A 20,819-nucleotide genomic window follows, 5' to 3' on the forward strand; every position below is an offset into this window, starting at 1 on the left:
TTTTCTCGTATAATTAACAACTGTTTTTCGACAAAAGATTCAAAATAATCTATAAAAATATAAAAACTCATAATTTTTATACTATTTATATATAGTTTTTTGCAATAATGCAAGAGATAATTAGTCACTTTAATGTGAGAATGGGTAGTTATTTAATGAAAAAGAATTATATTCTACAAATTTTCCTATTACTTTTTTAAGGAATAATTATTTATAGGTTATTACTCTCATCAATTAATAATAGTAATGAACGCACTAATTTCTATGAATCAGATTAACGTGATCGAAACATTTAAGGGTAGATTTGTGAAATATAGCTGTACTTTTTTAAATGTCATTTGAACACTGCGTTGTGAAATATAAAAAGAGAAACTGTATATAGTTTCCCTGAAAATTATATGTCTGCATTTAAACTGTTGCTTTTTACCTTTTCTTATATGGAAGGTTTTCCCGGAATTACTCCAACCAACTATTAAAATAACATAAAATAAGCTATACCCTTCATGAAAAGAATCTAATAAAGTACTTCTTTTATTTCAGTTCCAGCTCTTTCAATCGTATCAATAACTGCTGAAACATTCGTTGTATCTTCGTTATATTCCACTTTAATATCGCCATCACCTACATCGATTAATGCTCTTTCAACACCTTCAATCATTAATAATGAGGATTCTAATTGCTGAAATGCTTGTACATTCTTATGCTGTACTGTAAATGTTACTGTTTTCACGGTTAGAGAACTCCTTTATGCGTTTTTACATAGTCTTTGATGTTTTTTATGTTTTTATCCTCTTTGTTATGCTTATAAAAATGATTATATATTTAACCTGTAAGTATGTTTTTAAAAGGCTGATTTAGCAAACATTCTTGCTTTTTACTTAGTTGCCGTTTTGGGTTGGTTTCTTCTTGCAGTACTCGCTTTCCGCGGGGTGGGTGTTGAGCCTCATAGCTCCTTGCGGCACGAACAAGTAAACTTCAGGTCATCTCCCTACGATAAGTCAACCTTTTAAAAAAGGGTATCTAGATAAGGTATACATTATGTCTAAGTGTCATAAATTTATATAAAAAGCAGCCAATGTTGAATGGCTGCCTTCATAACATATTTAGATTTCTTTTTTGCGTTTCATGTAAATTGCTCCAAATGCGAGGAGGATAAGTCCAATCATTAACAGATTATAAGTAGGTGTTGCTGTATCGGGTAACTTATTTCCTGTTGAGTTATCCTTGCTCGAACTAGTAGTAGTATCTTGTTTGTTGCTAGGTTCAAATCTATTCTTGTTCAACTCATATTTTGTAGACGAATTGTTATTTTTTATGGCAGGCTGTTCATCTTTCTCTTTATCTTTTTCTTCGGTTTCTTCTTCGTTGCTATTCTCTTCATTTGGCTCATTAGCTGTATCGTCTTTTGGTTGTTCATTTATCGGTTTTTCGTTGCCATCTACAGGCTTCGTAGGCTGTTCCTCAGGTTGATTGTCGTTATTTGTTGGTGGTTCTTCTTCATTTACAGGCTCTTTTACTTCGATACCAATTTGGTAAGCAGCAATTGTACCAGAGACTTCATGTGCTGCTAATAATATATTTTGTCCAGTTGGGCTATTAGATGAAGGAATAAATGTCAGTCCTTCTGGTGCGACATCAGCATTAGCAGTTGTTACATTTTCATCTTCGCTGATGATTCGACTTGAGAAGTATTGATTAAAACTTGGATGAGCAGGGTTACTAATATCATAAATCATAATTCCGCCTGTTCTTTCTAATCCGATGAAGGCGAATTGTCGGTCTTGAACTTGTCCAATCGTAACAGTTTCGGGTTCCGGACCTTTATCATCACTGCGTGAATCAAATTCATTCGTATCGTTGCTAGTGTTAAAGTAATCTGGGTATACTTTTGCTGTTATTTCTTCAAAGTCCGATCCGCTATCATATGTCATCGTTAGTGAATCAGCATTCCAAATTGAAAAGGAACGTCCCCCGTATCCATAAATTGCTTCATAATTACCTGACCCATTGACTGGTGCAGAAATTGTTGTTTTTAATCTCCCTAATTGGTGGTCTTCAAACAGACCTTCTTCAATCATTTTGTCAAGCTCTTCTTGGGTATAACCTTCAAATAAGTCAGCGTTTAACGTATAGGAGTCTTTTAACTTCTTTACCCTTTCTTCCTCTGAAAAACCATCATAATCTTGGGCATCTCCTTCATTTGCTGTCAAAATATAGGTTTGTCCATTTACACTATAGGTTGCCATTCCGTCAGGCATGTACATTGATAAAATTGGCCAGTTCCGTATGTTAATTTGGTCATCTTTATCAGATGCATCAAGTTTATTTTTGTCAATTGAATGGTCTTTATAGCCGAGGCTTTTTACTTGAACCACTTTCGAATTGTTTATATCTAACTTGGCAATTGCGTTATTCTCTTGGAGCGCAACATATGCAAATCGATCTTGATTGTCTACGACAATATACTCAGGCTCAAGGTTTTGTTGATTAGTACTATCTTCATGCACCATTCGTACATTTTCATCAATCACTTCATCTGGAAAGCTAACATTTGTTACGCTGTTAGATGTTACATTTTCAGGTCCAGAGGCAACATTTATGATACTTACTGTTCCTTCTGGGTTAACGGTGTAATCATCGTTTGGCTCACCTTCGTTCGCAACAAGTACCTTTGTTCCATCGTGCGTAAATGTTAGCATATCAGGTAATGAACCTACGTTAACATGTGATAGATACTCCCCATCAGTTGAAAGGAACACAACAAACCCAGCATTTACCTTTTCTTTTGCTGGAGCAGCTACTGCAATATAGTTACCATCCGGATGAATGGCTACACTTGTCACATCAGATGCTTCAACACCTAAATCTGCAAGGGTGATTTGTTTTTGACGTGGAAGAGTTTGTTCACCTTTAGCAAGCACAGATAAATCAATGATATCGAGTGCCTTAGCAGCGCCATTAACTGAATATGCTTGGAATGTCTTCTCGTTATAGGCAACGATTTCGGTACCTCCATCTCCGACTGCCGCACCACTTGTGTAACGACCTAATAATTCGACATGTACCGATTCATTTGAGTGATGTACATGTCTTGTTAGGTTCTCAGCAGCATATGTATATGTGGGTGATAGTAAGAGTGCGCAAGATGCAGCTGTAATAATTGACTTTGAAATAAATCTATGAAGCTTTGACATATTTTCCTCCTTTATAATACTTGATAAATTTATGTAGACATCAGAATCTTACAGGAGGGTTATTAAGCTAGTTTGAAAGTTATGTAATGTTTATGTAAATATTGTCGAAATGACTCATAGATTTATTAAAGTTGAATAAACAGGGTGTTTTCCCGACAAGTATCTGCATGTTTATGACAACGTTCTCTGTTATTTAATTAAACGTTTGTTTAAAAGATGTCCTTTTTAAAAAAAGTTTGTTGTTTTTTGTACGAACTACTACTTAAGTGAAAATTTTTTGGAAATGACAATAAATGAATAGAAGATATAAAAACATACTAAAAAAAGAGGCTGAGACAAAAAGGTTGACGTTCTGGTTGATTGCAGCACGAGTGCTCGCTTTCCGCGGGGTGGGTGGTGAGCCTCCTGAGATACTCCTGTGGGGTCTCACCTCTCCCACGTATCCCTCAGGAGTCTCGCAATCAGCTCCAATCAACCTTGACAGAATTTGTAATATTGAACCCCTAAAAATAATGTTCGTATTTAACTAGGTTATTTATGTTATGTCCCAGCCTCTTTCCTTCTTTACTAATTAAATGTTTTCTTGCTTTAATCCATCAATTATATTTTCTTTTTTGACTTTACTTGAGGAATAGAGCATTGCACTTCCGACGATAATGAAAATGGCAATAATCACAAAGATGATACTACCCCAATGTAATGTAAAACCATACTCAAATGTGTTTTGCATTGAAAAATATATGAGCACCATTACAAGTAGACTTAGAGGTAATCCGTAAAGTAGACCTTTAACCCCATAAAAAATACTTTCATAGTGAAGCATTTTATTGAACCCTTTAGGTGTCATTCCAACAGATTTCAGCATGGCAAATTCACGTTTTCGTAAGGCAATACTAGTCGTAATCGTATTAAAGATATTCGCAATCGATATGAAAGAGATGAGTACGATGAAACCGTATATGAAAATTGACATCAACAACATCGTTTGTTCCGCATCTTTCCGTTCACGACTTACATTGTACACTTCCATATTGGATTTTTTCAGTTCTTCTATTTCACGTTGTGTTTTCTCAGGATCTGTAGTATTCATAAAAAAAAATGTTTGAAGCTCTTCCTTTAATTCTTCATCTAATATTTGTTCCAACGTTTTATCTGATACGATAATATCTAATCCACCTAATCTCGAGTGGTTAATCCCGACTGGGACTTGATCGGTTAGTGCGCCAACCTGCACTTTACTCATAAGTTTTTTTTCATTCGTTTCATAATTCATTGAATATAAATCGATAGATGATCCAACCTTTGTTTCAATTGTTTTTGTTTCAATAAATTTGCGTGTTGCCGCATCTTCATAAGTTACTTCGTTAATGATGATTGCTTGAGGTTCTTTAGATGAAGTTAATTTTTCTGGATTGACCCCTATCTGCTTTGCATACTTATGGAAGCTAGCTTCATCCATACCGTATATTGATAGATAATACGGATACTTTCCGTCTTCAAGATTATAATCATCTGTTGTTTCGACTAGCTCCAAAAGTCTATCAGGCATTTCTTCTGGTCCGATTGAGCTATATGCAGATACTACATTATAAATTGTTGAATCAGTAACTTCTTTTAAGGTTCTGAAAGGTGAAAAGTCTTTCACCGTAAGGTCCTCACCATAGATTTGGATATCAAAGTTAGCTTGGTCTTGTGACATATCTAGTGACTTTTGAATACTCCCGGTAAAAAAGGAGACAGTTAAAAATAAAACGATACTGATAATAAGTGAGAAGATCGTCGCTTGATATCTTCGTTTATTCCGTTTCATGTTTTTTAAACCGATATCTGCCTCTATACCGAAAAGTTTACGGACAAGCTTCGATGTCTTAACTGCTTTTTTCGTTAATTTAATGTCTTCTGTTTGTCGTATTGCATCAATGGCAGAAATTTTTGATGCCTTTTTTGCCGGTACAAATGTCGAGATAAAGATTGTAACAATAGAAATAATGCAAGGGACTATTATTGATAACGGCGTTACAATAACGATTAGTTTTTCTTGTATCCCAAACGTATTTCCAATGAAAGTATTGATAAAATGGAAAGTAAGCCCAATTCCACCGATACCAGCTATAATCCCTATCGGAATACTAATCGTGCCAATGACGATGCCTTCAAAAAAGACTGAGTTGCGCTTCTGTTTTTTTGTTGCACCTACACTTGAGAGCATTCCTAAATGACGTGAACGCTCTGAAACACTGATTGCAAAAGCATTGTAAATAAGTGATACAGACCCGGTCATAATAATAGCGATGATAATAGCAATTAATGAGAACAATGTTTTTGCTAAATCACTATTATTCGTTATAGCAGAGTATCTTAACAGTTCTGAATTATAGTGGAATGTTTTTATACCGAGTTTGCTAGCTAACTCTTCTGCATGGTTATAAAGGTTATAGTTAACATCTTTTAATTGAATGACAGCATTTACTTTTTCATCACTCTTTAATGACTTTTTATCAAGATACGTTATGGCTGTATGCCCCGGGGACCAAGACTTTTCCCATAAAGGTTGATTGATAAAGCCAACGATTGTATATGTTTCTGTTTGTTTAGTGATGAGTGTTTCATTTACTGTATCTTCGCCCATCTCTAATGTATCAGTTTGTGTAAGTGGTACTGGCGAAGAATCCGTATATCTGTCGCCAATATCAAGTGTTAGTTGGTCACCGATCGAATATTCGGTATTTGTATCCTTTTCGATTTCTACAGAGAGAACAATTTCGTTTTCTTTTTCAGGTAATCGCCCTTTAGTTAGCTCGATTGGAAATAAATTATTTGCAGTATCGTTATATTGTTTAATAAAAATATATGGCTTATATTTGTTTTGCGCATTTTCTAGACTCGCGTACCCTACATCATTTGATAAAGCTAGCTTTTTAGTTTGTTCATCTTTTTCAAGTTCGTTTACTTGGTCGACAGTAACTTTCTGATATTGGACGTGCCATTCTCCATCTCTAGCAATAGTATCTCGTTTCATCAAATCTAAAAAAGAAAAAACAGAGGTTGCTACTGCTGAAACCATCGCTACCGAGATAATGACTCCTATTATCGTAATTAGGGTCCGCCGTTTATTTTCTATTAAATGTCTAACGGTCAGTTTGTTAACAATATTCATGGACGAATCACCTCGTCCTTAGCAACTCTACCATCTTCTATAGCGATTACACGGTCAGCCTGCAAGGCAATTCGTTCATCATGAGTAATTACGATTAATGTTTGGTTATATGTTTTATTAAACATTTTTAATAATTCGATTATTTCATTGCTATTTTTACTATCTAAATTTCCGGTCGGTTCATCAGCGAGCATAATAGCTGGGTTACTAATCAAAGCTCGTCCGATTGAAACACGTTGCTGTTGACCACCAGATAATTGGTTTGGGAGATGTTGAAGGCGATCCTCTAATCCTAACACCGTAACGATTTGGTTGAATTGTTCTTTGTCAACTTTATGACCGTCTAGTAAAAGTGGTAATGTAATGTTTTCTTCAACAGTTAAAATCGGGATTAAATTATAAAATTGATAGATTAATCCTATTTGTCTGCGGCGAAAAATGGCTAATTGCGTCTCATCTAAGCTATAAATATCTGTATTGTCAATCAGAACCTTTCCACTTGTTGGACGATCGACACCACCTAGCATGTGCAGTAATGTCGATTTCCCCGAACCTGATGGTCCAATAATCACGACAAATTCTCCCTTTTTAATTGAAAATGATACATTATCAAGAGCTTTTACCGCTGTTTCCCCTTTACCGTATATTTTCGATAAATTTTCAATTTTTAAAATATCCATATCTATTTTCCTCCATGTCATTCAAGATGGTTTAAGTATATCCACCGAAAATGACGATAAGGTGACTGTTAAGTGACATTTTAGTCACTTAACAAGAAATACCGCTATTTAAATCACCTGTTTATAAAATTTAATGAGAAAAGTAGTTCCTACTCCTTCTTTGCTCTTTACTTCAATATCACCATTTTGACTTGAAATAATGCTATAGGACATTGCTAATCCAATTCCGACACTATCCTCACTTGTATTTGTCCCTTTATAAAATCTTTTAAAGATATGTGGTAAGTCTTTTTTTGGTATCCCTGTTCCATTATCAGAAATGATAATTTCCGTAAACAGAGGATTTTCTGTTGCTGTAACGGTGATTTTCCCGAAGTCAGCTGTATGTTCAACACAGTTCTTTAAAATATTTATAAATGCTTCAATTGCCCAATTAGCATCACCAGTAAATGTAATATTGTCTTCTTCAATTTTTACCTGAAGGTTTTGTTGTTTAATATCAATTGGTATTAAGACAGGTTCAATTGCTCTTTCTATCGCCCTTTTAACATTCACCTTCTCTTTTTTAAATACAATCGTACCTGCATCAATTTTTGATAGCTTTAATAAAGAAGAGACTAACCATTCGATTCGTTCAAGTTGCATTCTAATGTTTTTCGTAAATTCTGCACGTTTCACTTCGTTTAAATTTGCATCACTTAATAAGTCTGCCATAACCATCATTGAGGTTAATGGTGTTTTAAGTTGATGGGATATATCAGATATCGCGTCAGTTAATTGTAATTTATCGCGTTTTAAAAGTGATTGCTGCTCCGCTAGCATACGAGTTACTGTATATATGTTATTTTTTAATATGCTTAGCTCTCCCTCTTCATTATCACGAATATCTAATGTGTAATCCCCATTGCTAATCCTTTGTAAATAATGAGATAGTTTATAAAGCTCCCGATATCTCCGAGATGTATAATAGAAGCATATACTTATGATGATGATTAAAGTAATAAAAGTAAAGAGTGCTGCATTTTTTGACATTGTAAAAGCGGCAATACAAACAGCAAGAACTGTAAATGAAATCATACTAAACGCCATTATTTGATTTTCACGGCTTCGAAACAACGTTAATCACCTACCTTGTAACCCATGCCACGGACAGTTTTTATTAACGTCGGTTTTTGAGGGTCATCCTCTAACTTTTCACGCAATCTTTTTATGTAAACAGTTAATGTATTATCGTTTACGAAGTCACCTGCAACATCCCAAATTCTTTCTAAAAGCTGACTTCGTGTCAGCACTTGGCCAATATGTGTAGCGAATATTAAAAACAAGCGGTATTCTAGTGCGGTTACATATACTTCTACTTCATTTTTATATATCTTTCCCTCTAATGTATTAATCTTTATCTTTCCGATTTCTATAATAGGCTTTACTCCGACTTGGTTTGTGTAACGGCGGAGAACGGATTTAATTCGTGACAAAAGTTCACGTATGCGGAACGGTTTTGTAATATAATCATCGGCACCCATATCTAGTCCCATCACAACATTCACCTCATCATCAACTGCTGTTAAAAAAATGACAGGTTTATCACTTTGTTGTTTCACAAGTTTACATAAATCATAGCCACTGCCATCTGGTAATGACAAGTCAAACAAAAATAAATCAATTTGGTCAATTTGTTCGCTTATAATCTTTTTAGCTGCTTCACATTGATAACATAATACTGTTTCAAAATCTTCGTTTTGTAAGGAGTATTCTAAACCAGTAGCAATTGTTTTATCATCTTCAACGACTAATATTTTCATTAATTGTTTCCTACCTTTTCTGTATTAAAAGTACTTTTATCATAGTGAATTAGGGAACCTCCGTCAAAGTATTTCATTATTACCGCAGTATATATTGTTGATTTAGAGGGCTTTTATTTGCGAGCCAATCATCGATTAATTGATTAAACATCGTCGGGTTTGTGAATGAAAAACCGTGTCCAATGTTGCGGATAATGAGTCCGTTACATTGTTTATTTGAAGCGATTAGGTCCTTTGCAGATTTCTTCATGATTGTGCGTTCTTTTTCTCCGACTGTAACTAGGATGTTACTATTTGCCTCACTAAACTGTGGTGGAAGGCAGAATGTCATATTTTCTACTAACACTTGAATAAGTGTTTCTTTTTTCATCTCTATACTTTCTTTATAATATAAAGGGAATTGCTCCTTACCTATATAAAGTGTTTGTGCTTGTAGACGGGAGAATGTTTTGATTTTAATAAGTGGGAAGCTTAAATGAATAAGCGGTTTTATCATTGAAGCTGAATAAGGCATTGGTCTAGTGAGGGCACTATTTATCATTGCATAATCGATTAAGTTAGGATTCATGCTTAACATCTGTACTAATACTTGTGCACCGAGTGAAAATCCAACAACGACTATACGCTTACTTTTCCCCTTTTCTTTAAGGATATCAAGTAGTAAATGCGCACTGCGCTTAATCGTAAATGGGCTACAACATTGACTTAAACCTTGTGCTGGCAAATCTGGTATTAAACAATGATATTCACTATAATAATCAACTTGCTTGTCCCACATCCAGCCACTCACACCGCCTCCATGGATAAACATGAATAAAGTATTGGAATGAATATTTCCTGTTTCCTTTATATATATCGACATAATGTTCTCCTCTGCTTTAATAGATTCATGGTATACTATTTTATATTTGTAAAGTCGGTGATTGATTGAACAAACAACGATTGTATCCGTTACTTATTTCACAAGTTATATTTTTTCTAAGCATGCCTTTTTGGCTAAAATTTTTAGATTATTTACACCCAATTGTAATCGGTGTTATTTGGATATTATTAACGAGTATTGCCTTTATCCTCAACGCCATCATTAGAAAGGATAAAATATTTTTACCGATATGGTTCGTTCATCTCATCATTGTTCTGTATACAATTAGCTTATTTGTTTTGTTGTTCTTTAGACCTGAAACACAAACTTATGGAACAATGAATCTGATCCCATTTGATACAATAAACTATTACTTTTCTGGAGATTCTAATCGTTTCATTGCTTTTTATAACATAGTTGCTAATATTTGTCTATTTATACCGTTTGGGATTTATTATCATTATGTGGTGAGTAAACCTCATTGGATGTGGTTAATGATTGTAAGTGTATATGCGATTAGTTTGATAGAGCTTACGCAATTTTTAACAAGAAGAGGAAGCTTGGATGTCGATGACTTAATATTGAATGTGTTGGGGGTTTGGCTCGGGTATTTAATAGCACCTATTTCCTATAAAATTCTAATTATTAATAGAAGAAGGTAGAGTATATGTAGTATCTACCTTTTTCTATATCTTTATTTTAGTATATTTGCTTTTTCAATAGAGAGAATTGCTTCTTTTAATACTTCTACCTCTTGTACTAGAGCAATGCGTACATACCCCTCTCCATGAGGACCGAATGCATGTCCTGGGGTTACGACAACATTTGCCTTTTCGATTAACTCATACGTAAATTGAAGAGAGGTCCATCCGTCAGGCACTTCTGCCCAAATAAACATACCTGCGTCTGGTTTGTCGATAGGCCAGCCTATAGATGTTAATCCTTCAATGATAACGTCACGACGTTGTTGGTAAATTCTTCGACTTTGTTCACAAAACTCTTCTCCATTTTCCAATGCCTGAATAGCTGCTGCTTGAATTGGAAGAAATACACCATAATCTAGATTGCTTTTTAGCTGCTGCATCGCATGGATAATTTGTTGATTTCCTGCTAAGTACCCGATACGGCTACCTGCCATATTGTAGTTTTTGGAGAAAGATGACATTTCAACTCCTACATCTTTTGCACCCTCAACCGAAAGAAAACTAATTGGTTTATTTCCTTCAAAGTAGAGCTCAGAGTATGCAAAATCGTGTAATACAATGATATTATGCTTCTTTGCAAAGGCAATGATTTTCTTGAAAAAGGTCTCATCTGCTAATGCCGGTACTGGATTTCCTGGAAAATTTAAAAACATTAATTTGGCTTGATATGCAATATCCTCAGGAATAATGGAAAGGTCCGGTAAAAACCCGTTTTCTTTTGTTAACGGCATAAAATATGGTTTTGCACCGGCTAATTCTATACCTGCTGTATACGCTGTATAGCCTGGGTCAGGTACTAAAACGATGTCCCCTGGATTAGCGAATGCCATTGGGAAATGGACGAGTCCATCTTGGGAGCCCATCATTAATAATACTTCATGTTCCGGTTCAATATGAACAGAATATTGTTTCTGATAGTGTGATGAAACTGCAAGTTGGAATTTACTCGTTCCCCCCAACGAATACCCGTATTGATCGTCATCTAAAACTTGATTTGCGAGCGCTTTTTTTATAAACAGAGGCGGTGGCAGATCAGGACTTCCGATACTCAAGTCAATCATTTTAACCCCTTCAGTGAGTTTTTTCTTTTTATATGCAGCAAGTTCTGCAAAAATCGATGCGTGAAACGCATTCATTCGATTCGAATATGTAATGTGCATTTGATAACCTCCACCATTGACGAATTTAGTATATTTATATAATTATATGTATTCTGAAAATAAGTTTATCATATAACATGATATAGTTGGAATAAGATTATCAAACTTAAATAAGGAGAAATAAAAAGTTGGTCACTACTTATGAGGACCAACTTTACAATAAACACAGCTTATTTTTTGATTGTGCCTTATAAATTTTTATAGTGTTTCAGTTTCTAGACGAAAGCCTTCAATTTCGACATCTTCATCAATTTCTAATAATAGACATCGTTTACCTTGGTACATAATATATTTTACATTTTTTAAATCTTTCGGATTGATTGATAAGTTTGCTAGATTTGTGTTAATTTTGATTGATTTAGGTACGAGACTACTTGCTTTGAATTCATGTTTTTCATCATCGATAACTTCTTTAAAAGCATGCTCTACCTTAGCGGAATCAACATCTTCAACCCCACTAACTTTCAAAATACGGCCAATGTCTTGGTAATCGAGCATTGGTGTATCTGTCTCTCGGTCTTCTTCCTCTTCATTTTCTTGAACAAGCTTGTCAATTTCTTCATATACATTTGAGATTACTTTCGAATCTATTTCATCGCCTATGACGTTCTTTAAGACATGTTCAAATATCTCTTTGTCCTCGACTGCAGTAATAATCTCCTCACAAGTTAACACTTCTTCAATAAAGACTTCATCTGGTTGATTTGCTTTTCCAGCATAATAAAGAATGTGATTAACATCTGCTGCATTATCAATGAATGCTGGGAATAAAAAGCCAGATAGCGGTGCTGCTAGATTTATTATCGGGTCGACTGCATTGTTCGGTCGGAATTCCTTTTGGACATAATCAAACAGCAATGTCTTCTTCGGTTGGTCCGTTTTATTTTGACTGCATAAAATAAACTCACTAGAGTATACTTCATCGTCGCCACCCAATTCTGACTCGAGGTCACGTTTTTTCGTTGGTTTTCGATACTCCCCACGAATAAATGTAACCATCGTATCGAATTCATAGGCAGAGTGGGCATACATTTTTTCGACGACTTGGAGCATATTCTCTTGCCAATCCTCTGATAATGTCTCATGTAAACCTTCATATAGTATAGTTTGTGTGTTATCTTCAACATCTCTTCTAAATTTGAGGTTGAATAATTTTGAATCAAGTTGGCCTGTTAATACCTTTTTGAAATTAGCTAAAAATAGTTCCTGTGTTTCTTGATCGAGCATACCAAAAGGTAAGCAGAATTGATGATATATTTCACCAGTTTCCTTTTTTACATATACAATAAGGATTTCTCGGATTTCTAATAAGTGATTGTTTAGTTTAAATTGTTTGCGTATAGCTGCTATATCTTTTTTGTTCATTTTTTTCAACTCCCAATCCTGATTATACAGTTTTGGAAAGAAAATAGTAATACTTGAATTTTGACATATTATTACTAGGAATGACTAATATTTCTTAATAAGAAATTAGAGTGTGCAGAAAAAAAGGAGGCTGAGACAAAACAAAAAACAACTTAGTTAAATACGAACTTTGTTTCGGGGGGTTCAATGTTACAAATTCTGTAAAGGTTGATTGGAGCGGAAGTGCGAGACTCCTGCGGGATGCGTGGGAGAGGTGAGACCCCACAGGCGTTTGCGCCGAGGAGGCTCACCACCCACCCCGCGGAAAGCGAGTACTGCAGTGGAAATCAACCAGAACATCTACCCTGTAAAAACATCATGAAGGATAAATGGAAATCTCATCTAATAATTCGTATTGTTCTTATCTTTAAAACCTTTTGTCTCAGCTTCTCTATATTTTGATTATATACCTTTAAATGCTTGTCGATATACTTCGGCTAGCTCTGTTACTAATGGTAATTTTGGATTTGCTGTTGTACATTGGTCTTCAAATGCTCTTTCTGCTAGATAATCAACTTTGCTTTCAAATTCTGCTTTATTAACGCCGTTTGCTTCAATGCTCATTGGGATTTGTAGTTCTTTACCTAACTGGATTACTGCTTGAATCAAGCTTTCTACTCCTTCTTCTGTTGAACGAGCAGGTAAGCCTAGTATTCTAGCAATTTCTGCATAGCGTTGGTCTGCTATGAAGTGAGAGTATTTAGGGAATGATACAAATTTCTTAGGTTTAGTCGCATTGTAACGAATAACGTGTGGCATTAAGATGGCATTTGCACGACCGTGAGCGATATGGAATTCAGGTCCTAATTTATGCGCAAGGCTGTGGTTAATCCCTAGGAACGCATTTGCAAAAGCCATACCAGCAATTGTTGAAGCATTATGCACTTTTTCCCGAGCTAGCTCGTCACTTCCGTCTCGATATGCACGTGGTAAATATTCAAAGATAAGCTGAATTGCCTTAATTGCTAAGCCATCAGTATAATCATTTGCCATACAAGATACGTACGCTTCAATCGCATGTGTTAAGACGTCCATACCTGTATCAGCTGTAATGACTTTAGGTACTGTCATTACAAATTGCGGGTCGATAATCGCAACGTCCGGAGTTAATTCATAATCTGCTAACGGGTATTTAATATTTGCCTTTTTATCTGTAATAACCGCGAAAGATGTTACTTCAGAGCCAGTACCAGATGTTGTTGGTATCGCGACGAATTTTGATTTCACACCAAGTTTAGGATATTTCACTAAACGCTTACGGATATCAAGGAATTTTTGCTTTAATCCGAAGAAATCAGATTCCGGATATTCATAGAATAGCCACATTCCTTTTGCAGCATCCATTGCAGAACCACCACCGAGTGCAATAATGACATCTGGTTGGAATTTTGCCATCATCTCAGCACCTTTCATCACTGTATCGATAGATGGATCTGGTTCAACTTCAGAGAACACTTGACAATGTACATAATCAGAACGTTTACGTAGGTAATAGAGTACTTTGTCGACATAGCCTAGTTTTACCATACCTGGGTCAGTGACAATAAATGCTTTCGTAATATCAGGCATTTTTGCTAAATATTGTGTAGAGTGTTTTTCAAAGTAAATTTTATTTGGTATTTTAAACCACTGCATATTCACATTCCTTCTCGCTACTTTTTTAATATTGATTAAATGAATAGCTCCAACGTTTGTAGAGACAGAATTACCACCATACGTACCACAGCCTAATGTAAGTGATGGGATATATGCGTTGTATATATCACCTATCGCACCTTGAGAAGATGGTGCGTTACATATAATTCTTCCTGCTTTCATACGTAGACCGTATTGTTCAATTACTTCTTTGTCTGAACTGTGAATAACTGCAGAGTGTCCTAAGCCACCAAATTCAAGCATTTCTTCCGCTCTTTTTAAGCCTTCCTCCGTGCTGTTTACTTTATAACATGCAAGTACAGGACTTAGTTTTTCTCTTGATAGTGGATAAGCTGGGCCAACACCTTTTAATTCAGCAATTAATATTTTCGTATCTTCAGGTACTGATACACCTGCCATTTTAGCAATCTTTGCAGCAGCCATCCCTACTATATCTGGGTTTACCGCACAAGATTGTTCATTAATGACGAGCTTTTCAACTTTTGCTTTTTCTTCTTCATTTAAGAAATAGCATTTGTTGGCAATCATTTCTTCCTTGACTTCCGTATAAATTTCCTTATCTATAATCACAGCTTGTTCAGAAGCACAAATCATTCCGTTATCAAATGTTTTTGATAGAATTAAGTCGTTTACTGCTTGTTTAAGGTTTGCTGTTTTCTCAATGTAGCATGGTACGTTACCAGGACCTACACCAAGTGCTGGCTTACCTGAGCTATAAGCTGATTTCACCATTCCTGCTCCACCTGTTGCTAATATTAAAGACACTTTGCTGTGATTCATTAAAGACTGAGTAGCTTCTAATGAAGGTGTTTCGATCCATTGAATACAATGCTCTGGTGCACCTGCTTTAATCGCTGCGTCGCGAAGAACTCTTGCTGCTTGACTACTTGATTTTTGAGCTGACGGGTGGAAAGCAAACACAATTGGATTTCTTGTTTTAATAGAGATTAATGCTTTGAACATTGTCGTAGAAGTTGGATTTGTAACAGGTGTAACCCCTGCAATCACACCTACTGGTTCAGCGATTTCAATGATTCCTTCGTGTTCGTTTTCATTGATGATACCTGCTGTTTTATCATATTTTATCGTATGGTATACATACTCAGTTGAAAACATATTTTTTATAATCTTATCCTCGTATACACCCCGTTTGGTTTCTTCAATTGCCATTTTTGCAAGAGGCATATGTTGATCAAGACCTGCTAACGCCATTTCTTTGACGATATTGTCAATTGCATCTTGGTCCATCTTACGGAATTCATTTAATGCTTTTAACCCATTGTCTACTAATGTGTCTACCATTTGTGATGCATTTTGTTTTGCTTTCTCTTGTTTACCAACTACCGTCATTACAATCCCTCCAAAAGGTTATCTTTGTGAGATGTTTCACATACACTTTTAAAAAATGCGATTTTACTCAAGTTATCTAGGTTAGTCTAATTGTGAAACATTTCACATGAATTTATATAAAAAAAAGTATGACAAACATTTTAATTCAAGTCACGCTAATATTATTCACATACAGGATTTCTTGGTAACTTCTCAAATGAAATGTCTGTCAATACTTTTGAATATCGTTTTACAATTACTACGTAATTAATTGTCCAAATGTACGCTGGTACTTCTTCATTTCCCTTAAACATCATTGCTTCAAACTCATCGCCTACTGCTTCCTCGAATGCCTCTTGTGTGTAAACCTCTGAATCTGTGGTAAATGTTTTCCATTCACAAAGCATCATGTTTATCAACTCCTTATACTTTATGAATTTATCTTACCATGATTTTCTGCAAAAAGTTTGTGAAAAGTTGAACAATGTGTGAATTTATTTTTAATTTTTCTTTTACAAATTCTAATCATGACAAAAGAATGATAAAACCCGCATCATTGCTATTATTTTAGCTGGTTGATACGGGTTAGCGTTATTAATTATTTAAATATTGCTCTAGTTCATATACAGGTAATGGTTTACTGAAATAATATCCCTGTGCTTTATGACAATCATGTTGTTTAAGTACTTCTAATTGTTCTGCTAATTCTACTCCCTCTGCAATAACCTTTAAGCCAAGATTATGTGCCATGAGTAGTATAGCAGTTGCAATATTTTCATCACTTAGATTAATGGCAATATCGCGAATAAAAGATTGGTCTATTTTTAAGAAATCTATCGGAAACGTTTTTAAATAACTAAACGAACTATAGCCTGTTCCAAAATCATCCATTGCTATCGTTAACCCGAGATTTTTTAGTTCGTGTAATATTTGGGTAGCAGACTCAACATCCATGGTCATACTTTCGGTAATTTCAACAATCAGTAACCTTGGATTTATTGCAGTTTTGTTGAGAATTGATTGCATCATATTGATGAGATTTGATTGATAAAATTGTCGAATTGATAAATTAATAGAAACAGAAATTTGCCCAAAGCCATTAGTTTCCCATTCTTTTATTTGCAAACATGCAGTTCTGATTACCCATTCTCCAATCGGAACAATAAGTCCTGTTTCCTCTGCAATCGGGATAAACTTGTTCGGAGGCACCATTCCAAATGTTGGATGTTCCCAGCGAATAAGAGCTTCTACTCCGGACATTTTATTTGTAGATAAATCAATAATTGGTTGATAATGTAAGGTGAACTCTTCTTTATCAAGTGCTTTACGTAGATGGTTTTCAAGCTCTAGACGTTCTTGAACGATTTTGTCAAGCTGTTTATCATAAAATTGAAAATTATTACGCCCACTTCTTTTCGCTTGATACATCGCTAAATCTGCTTTACGAAGTAGTTCATCCTTATTTTGTCCATCATGCGGATAAAGACTGATACCTATACTTGGTGTAACAAAAATTTCATTGCCTTCTATAATAAATGGCTTTGAAAGTATATCAATGATTCGATTAGCAATTGAACTAACATCACTTTTCGAAACATTATGTAAGAGAATTGTAAATTCGTCTCCACCTTGTCGAGAAAATGTATCATTACTTCTAATACAACCTAATAATTGCTTTGATACTTCCTTTAAAAGTAAATCACCTATATTATGTCCTAATGAATCGTTAATAATTTTGAAACGATCTAAGTCGATATAGAGTAAACCTAATGTATGTCTATTAGTTAATCCGTTCTGAATAGCACTATTTACACGGTCATCAAAAAGCCGTCGATTTGGGAGGCCAGTTAACGCATCATGATAAGCCATATAATTAATTTTTTCTTCAGCATAAAAATGTTGGATAACTAGACTTGTTAAATAGGTCGCCTTTTCAATTAGTATACGATCAGATTCAGCAGGTTCTGAAGGTTTGTTATAGTACATTGCGAATACACCTAAAACATTTTGTGCTTGGTCAAAGAATGGCGATGACCAACATGCTTTTAAATTATGCTCCAAGGCTAGGTCTTTAAAATCTGTCCATAATGGATTTGTCTCGATATCACTCACAATAACGGTCTCTTTTAAGAAGGCTGCTGTTCCACAAGAACCAGTACTTGGACTAATTGGAATACATCTTAATTTGTCACTATACTCAATTGGCAGGTTTGGTGATGAATAAAGAATTAATGTATCTGAGTTTTCTTCTGTCAATGATATTGAGCATGTTCCGCCATTTGAACTTTTTTCAATGAGGTAAATGATTTCATTTAGTATACTTGAAAGTGGAAATCCCTTCGCCAGCATTTCTAACACTTTATTTTGCCCGTTTAATAGGGTTTGAATTTGGTTTATTTCAGTGATGTTTTTTGCAATGCCTCCAACACCACAAATCTCATTCTCATTAAAGATTGGTACCGCAGTGACAGATAATTGTTTTAGTACACCTTCAGTCGTCCTAATGACAGTGTTAAACCTTTCACTTTTACTATGGCCATTCATTATTCGAAGAAGGGTAAGATTTGTAGCTTCTATGTACGATTCGTCTAATATAGAGGCAAAAGGCTTGTACAAAAGGTCAGCACGTTTTATGCCAATTAAGTCTACTGCGGCATCATTGATTAATAAGAAATTTCCGTGTAAATCAATTACATAACAAGCATCAGGATTATTCTCCAATAAAGATTGATAGGTTTTATATAAGCATTCTTTATCCATGACTGCACCATTCTTCCTATGTTGTGTTCATCTATTTACTATAATACTATAAAAATTGGCTATAAAATAGTATTAAATACCTATAAAATGACTGGTAAAGTAATCCATAGTCTGAAATAGTTAGTATACTCTCAGTTAACTGAAATTATAGTTAAATAGAAAGAAGGTATCGTTTACTAAACAAGCATGGTCTCTCCTGATTAATTTTCATCATGTTATCTGTATAGAAAATACAATTATGAAGAAGATAAAAGAGGCTGAGACAAAAGGTTTTAAAGACAAGAAAAATACGAACTATTAGATGAGATCTCAATTCAACCTTCGTGTTGTTTATACAGGGTTGACGTTCTGGTTGATTTCCGCTGCAGTACTCGCTTTCCGCGGGGTGGGTGGTGAGCCTCCTCGGAGTAAACTCCTGTGGGGTCTCACCTCTCCCACGCATCCCGCAGGAGTCTCGCACTTCCGCTCCAATCAACCTTGACAGAATTTGTAACATTAGACCCTAAAAATAATGTTCGTATTTAACTAGGTTATTTTTGTTATGTCCCAGCCTCTTTTACTATTATTTTGTCCATCCCTTTTGTTTCAACATATCGATGATAGTTGATTACGATTGAAGCTAGTTCATAAACATCAATTGATAGTTATAAATTTTTATAACGAGTAAGTTTTGTTCCCCAGCCATCTTGTAGGAATCTAGTAATCAGCCTCCATAATTTTATTGATTAAGTAAAAGACAACAACTTACTAGAAAGTTGCTATCCACCTATACAATTAAGATAGATTACTAATCCCTCGTTTAATCTATTTTACAGTGATTACTGTTTTGACAGATTATTTTTTTGTCACCCTTTTTATTGGCTCTATAATGTAACTACGTTACCATGTTTATTATTCAATTACCTACAGACATCAACCAATAAATTATCTTTATATTTAGCTTGTAATTGTTTCGGAATCTTCTTAAAAATATGAGGAGGTATGCCAACTGAATCTTTTATAACAACTTCTCTTCCCATTTCAATAATGTGAATGAATTCCCAATACGCAATAAAAAAGTGAAATGCTGGCTCATGAATAAATTCCATCCATCCTTCTGCAATATGTTCATCCTTTTCATTAAATATGTTAATTCCTGAGAAATTCTCTACAGTGCCATCTAAGTAATCGGTATCGTGTCCTTCTATACAACTTTCGGACCAATCAAATTTCAATTGGGATTCAATCAGGCCATATGCATATATATCTTTCGATAGTTGATGTTCAATTAACTTTCTTAACTTAGGTCCCATTTTGTCAGAGAAACCTAACGATGTATAATTTGGTTTCATTTTTTCCACTCCGATTCTACCTATCTCATAATTCTTCTAAAGATAGCTCACTAACTAATATGTGAGAAAATCTCCAGAATAGATACTTGTCCAATTGAATCCTAAGTAACTATTAATTTATATATAGTGATGGATTAATAGCAGCAATAAGCTGTCTATTCTTCATTTCGTTTTTCCCATTCATCTTTCAACATACTCATTTCCCAAAGACTCCAGTATTGCTCTCCCATTTTCCTAGCATCTCTTAGTAAACCCTCTTTGACAAACCCTACAGATTCATAACATGCAATTGCTAAAAAATTAAAATCAAACACTCCAAGACTAACTCTATGTAAGTTATGCTCTTCAAAGGCGACTTTAAGAATTTGCGTCATCATTAATTGACCAATTCCTTTACCTCTTAACGTTTGCTCACCTACTAGCACTTTTCCTACTCGAGCTGACTCGTTTTCTCGGTCAATATTTCCTAATGAAATATGTCCGATTACTTCATTGGTATTGTTTACTACACTGTATATAAAATGATTGGATTTGTCTTTATTAGCACCTTTTACATAACTTTTTAATTGTTCTTCGCTTAATGGATAGCGAAACTGTGGGCCACCCCATTGGAGTAAAAGCTCTGGTGTCTTTATCCAATCAATAAGTTGCTGAAAATCTGAATCTTCAAAGAATCTTAAATGGACGATAATTAGTCCTCCTCACTTATTTTTTTAACTATTCCCCTTCATTAACTACCTACATGTTGCTTGGGTCTTTCGAAAAAGTTTTTAAGTTGCT

15 protein-coding genes are annotated in these 20,819 nt (G+C 34.9%); 1 reads left to right on the forward strand and 14 read right to left on the reverse strand.

Features of this window, described 5'->3' with window-relative positions; translation table 11 throughout:
* Positions 1–514 precede the first annotated feature (514 nt).
* The 7 genes from J2S19_RS06100 to J2S19_RS06130 form a co-directional block, all read right to left on the reverse strand.
* Positions 515–730: a hypothetical protein gene (locus J2S19_RS06100; RefSeq protein ID WP_307338763.1), complete on the reverse strand. Its 216-nt coding sequence runs from the start codon at positions 728–730 to the stop codon at positions 515–517.
* Between the two features lie 373 nt (positions 731–1,103).
* Entirely contained in the window at positions 1,104–3,194 is a 2,091-nt protein-coding gene (locus J2S19_RS06105; protein ID WP_307338767.1) for a choice-of-anchor I family protein, read from the reverse strand.
* Positions 3,195–3,765: 571 nt separating this feature from the next.
* Positions 3,766–6,351: an FtsX-like permease family protein gene (locus tag J2S19_RS06110; RefSeq protein WP_307338770.1), complete on the reverse strand. Its 2,586-nt coding sequence runs from the start codon at positions 6,349–6,351 to the stop codon at positions 3,766–3,768.
* Positions 6,348–7,031 carry an ABC transporter ATP-binding protein gene (locus J2S19_RS06115; RefSeq protein WP_307338773.1) on the reverse strand — a complete coding sequence of 228 codons (684 nt, stop codon included), beginning with the start codon at positions 7,029–7,031 and terminating at the stop codon, positions 6,348–6,350. The genes J2S19_RS06110 and J2S19_RS06115 overlap by 4 nt, the downstream gene beginning before the upstream one ends.
* Before the next feature lie 108 nt (positions 7,032–7,139).
* The gene (locus J2S19_RS06120) at positions 7,140–8,147 is read right to left on the reverse strand and encodes a sensor histidine kinase (protein WP_307338776.1); all 1,008 of its coding nucleotides are present in this window, start codon (positions 8,145–8,147) and stop codon (positions 7,140–7,142) included.
* Positions 8,148–8,149: 2 nt separating this feature from the next.
* Entirely contained in the window at positions 8,150–8,833 is a 684-nt protein-coding gene (locus J2S19_RS06125; protein WP_307338779.1) for a response regulator transcription factor, read from the reverse strand.
* 79 nt (positions 8,834–8,912) lie between these two features.
* Positions 8,913–9,695 (reverse strand): alpha/beta fold hydrolase, encoded by a 783-nt coding sequence (locus tag J2S19_RS06130; RefSeq protein ID WP_307338782.1) that lies wholly within the window; start codon positions 9,693–9,695, stop codon positions 8,913–8,915.
* A 65-nt stretch (positions 9,696–9,760) separates the two neighbouring features.
* Between J2S19_RS06130 and J2S19_RS06135 the strand changes: the two genes are divergently transcribed.
* Positions 9,761–10,357 (forward strand): VanZ family protein, encoded by a 597-nt coding sequence (locus J2S19_RS06135; RefSeq protein WP_307338786.1) that lies wholly within the window; start codon positions 9,761–9,763, stop codon positions 10,355–10,357.
* Between the two features lie 32 nt (positions 10,358–10,389).
* Here the strand turns inward: J2S19_RS06135 and J2S19_RS06140 are convergent, their stop codons facing one another.
* From J2S19_RS06140 to J2S19_RS06170, 7 genes are all read right to left on the reverse strand, one after another.
* Entirely contained in the window at positions 10,390–11,559 is a 1,170-nt protein-coding gene (locus tag J2S19_RS06140) for an LL-diaminopimelate aminotransferase (protein WP_307338790.1), read from the reverse strand.
* Positions 11,560–11,757: 198 nt separating this feature from the next.
* Positions 11,758–12,924, reverse strand: coding sequence for a DUF4317 domain-containing protein (locus J2S19_RS06145; protein WP_307338792.1), 1,167 nt, complete (start codon positions 12,922–12,924; stop codon positions 11,758–11,760).
* Between the two features lie 441 nt (positions 12,925–13,365).
* The gene (adhE, locus tag J2S19_RS06150) at positions 13,366–15,969 is read right to left on the reverse strand and encodes a bifunctional acetaldehyde-CoA/alcohol dehydrogenase (protein ID WP_307338796.1); all 2,604 of its coding nucleotides are present in this window, start codon (positions 15,967–15,969) and stop codon (positions 13,366–13,368) included.
* A gap of 161 nt (positions 15,970–16,130) precedes the next feature.
* Positions 16,131–16,358, reverse strand: coding sequence for a hypothetical protein (locus J2S19_RS06155; protein ID WP_307338799.1), 228 nt, complete (start codon positions 16,356–16,358; stop codon positions 16,131–16,133).
* Between the two features lie 184 nt (positions 16,359–16,542).
* Positions 16,543–18,708: a sensor domain-containing phosphodiesterase gene (locus J2S19_RS06160; protein ID WP_307338802.1), complete on the reverse strand. Its 2,166-nt coding sequence runs from the start codon at positions 18,706–18,708 to the stop codon at positions 16,543–16,545.
* A gap of 899 nt (positions 18,709–19,607) precedes the next feature.
* Positions 19,608–20,039, reverse strand: a complete 432-nt coding sequence (locus J2S19_RS06165; protein WP_307338805.1) for a hypothetical protein — start codon at positions 20,037–20,039, stop codon at positions 19,608–19,610.
* Between the two features lie 155 nt (positions 20,040–20,194).
* Positions 20,195–20,731, reverse strand: coding sequence for a GNAT family N-acetyltransferase (locus J2S19_RS06170; protein ID WP_370875082.1), 537 nt, complete (start codon positions 20,729–20,731; stop codon positions 20,195–20,197).
* Positions 20,732–20,819: the final 88 nt, after the last annotated feature.

The sequence above is a fragment of the Metabacillus malikii genome, from assembly GCF_030813355.1.
GTDB classification, from domain to species: domain Bacteria; phylum Bacillota; class Bacilli; order Bacillales; family Bacillaceae; genus Metabacillus; species Metabacillus malikii.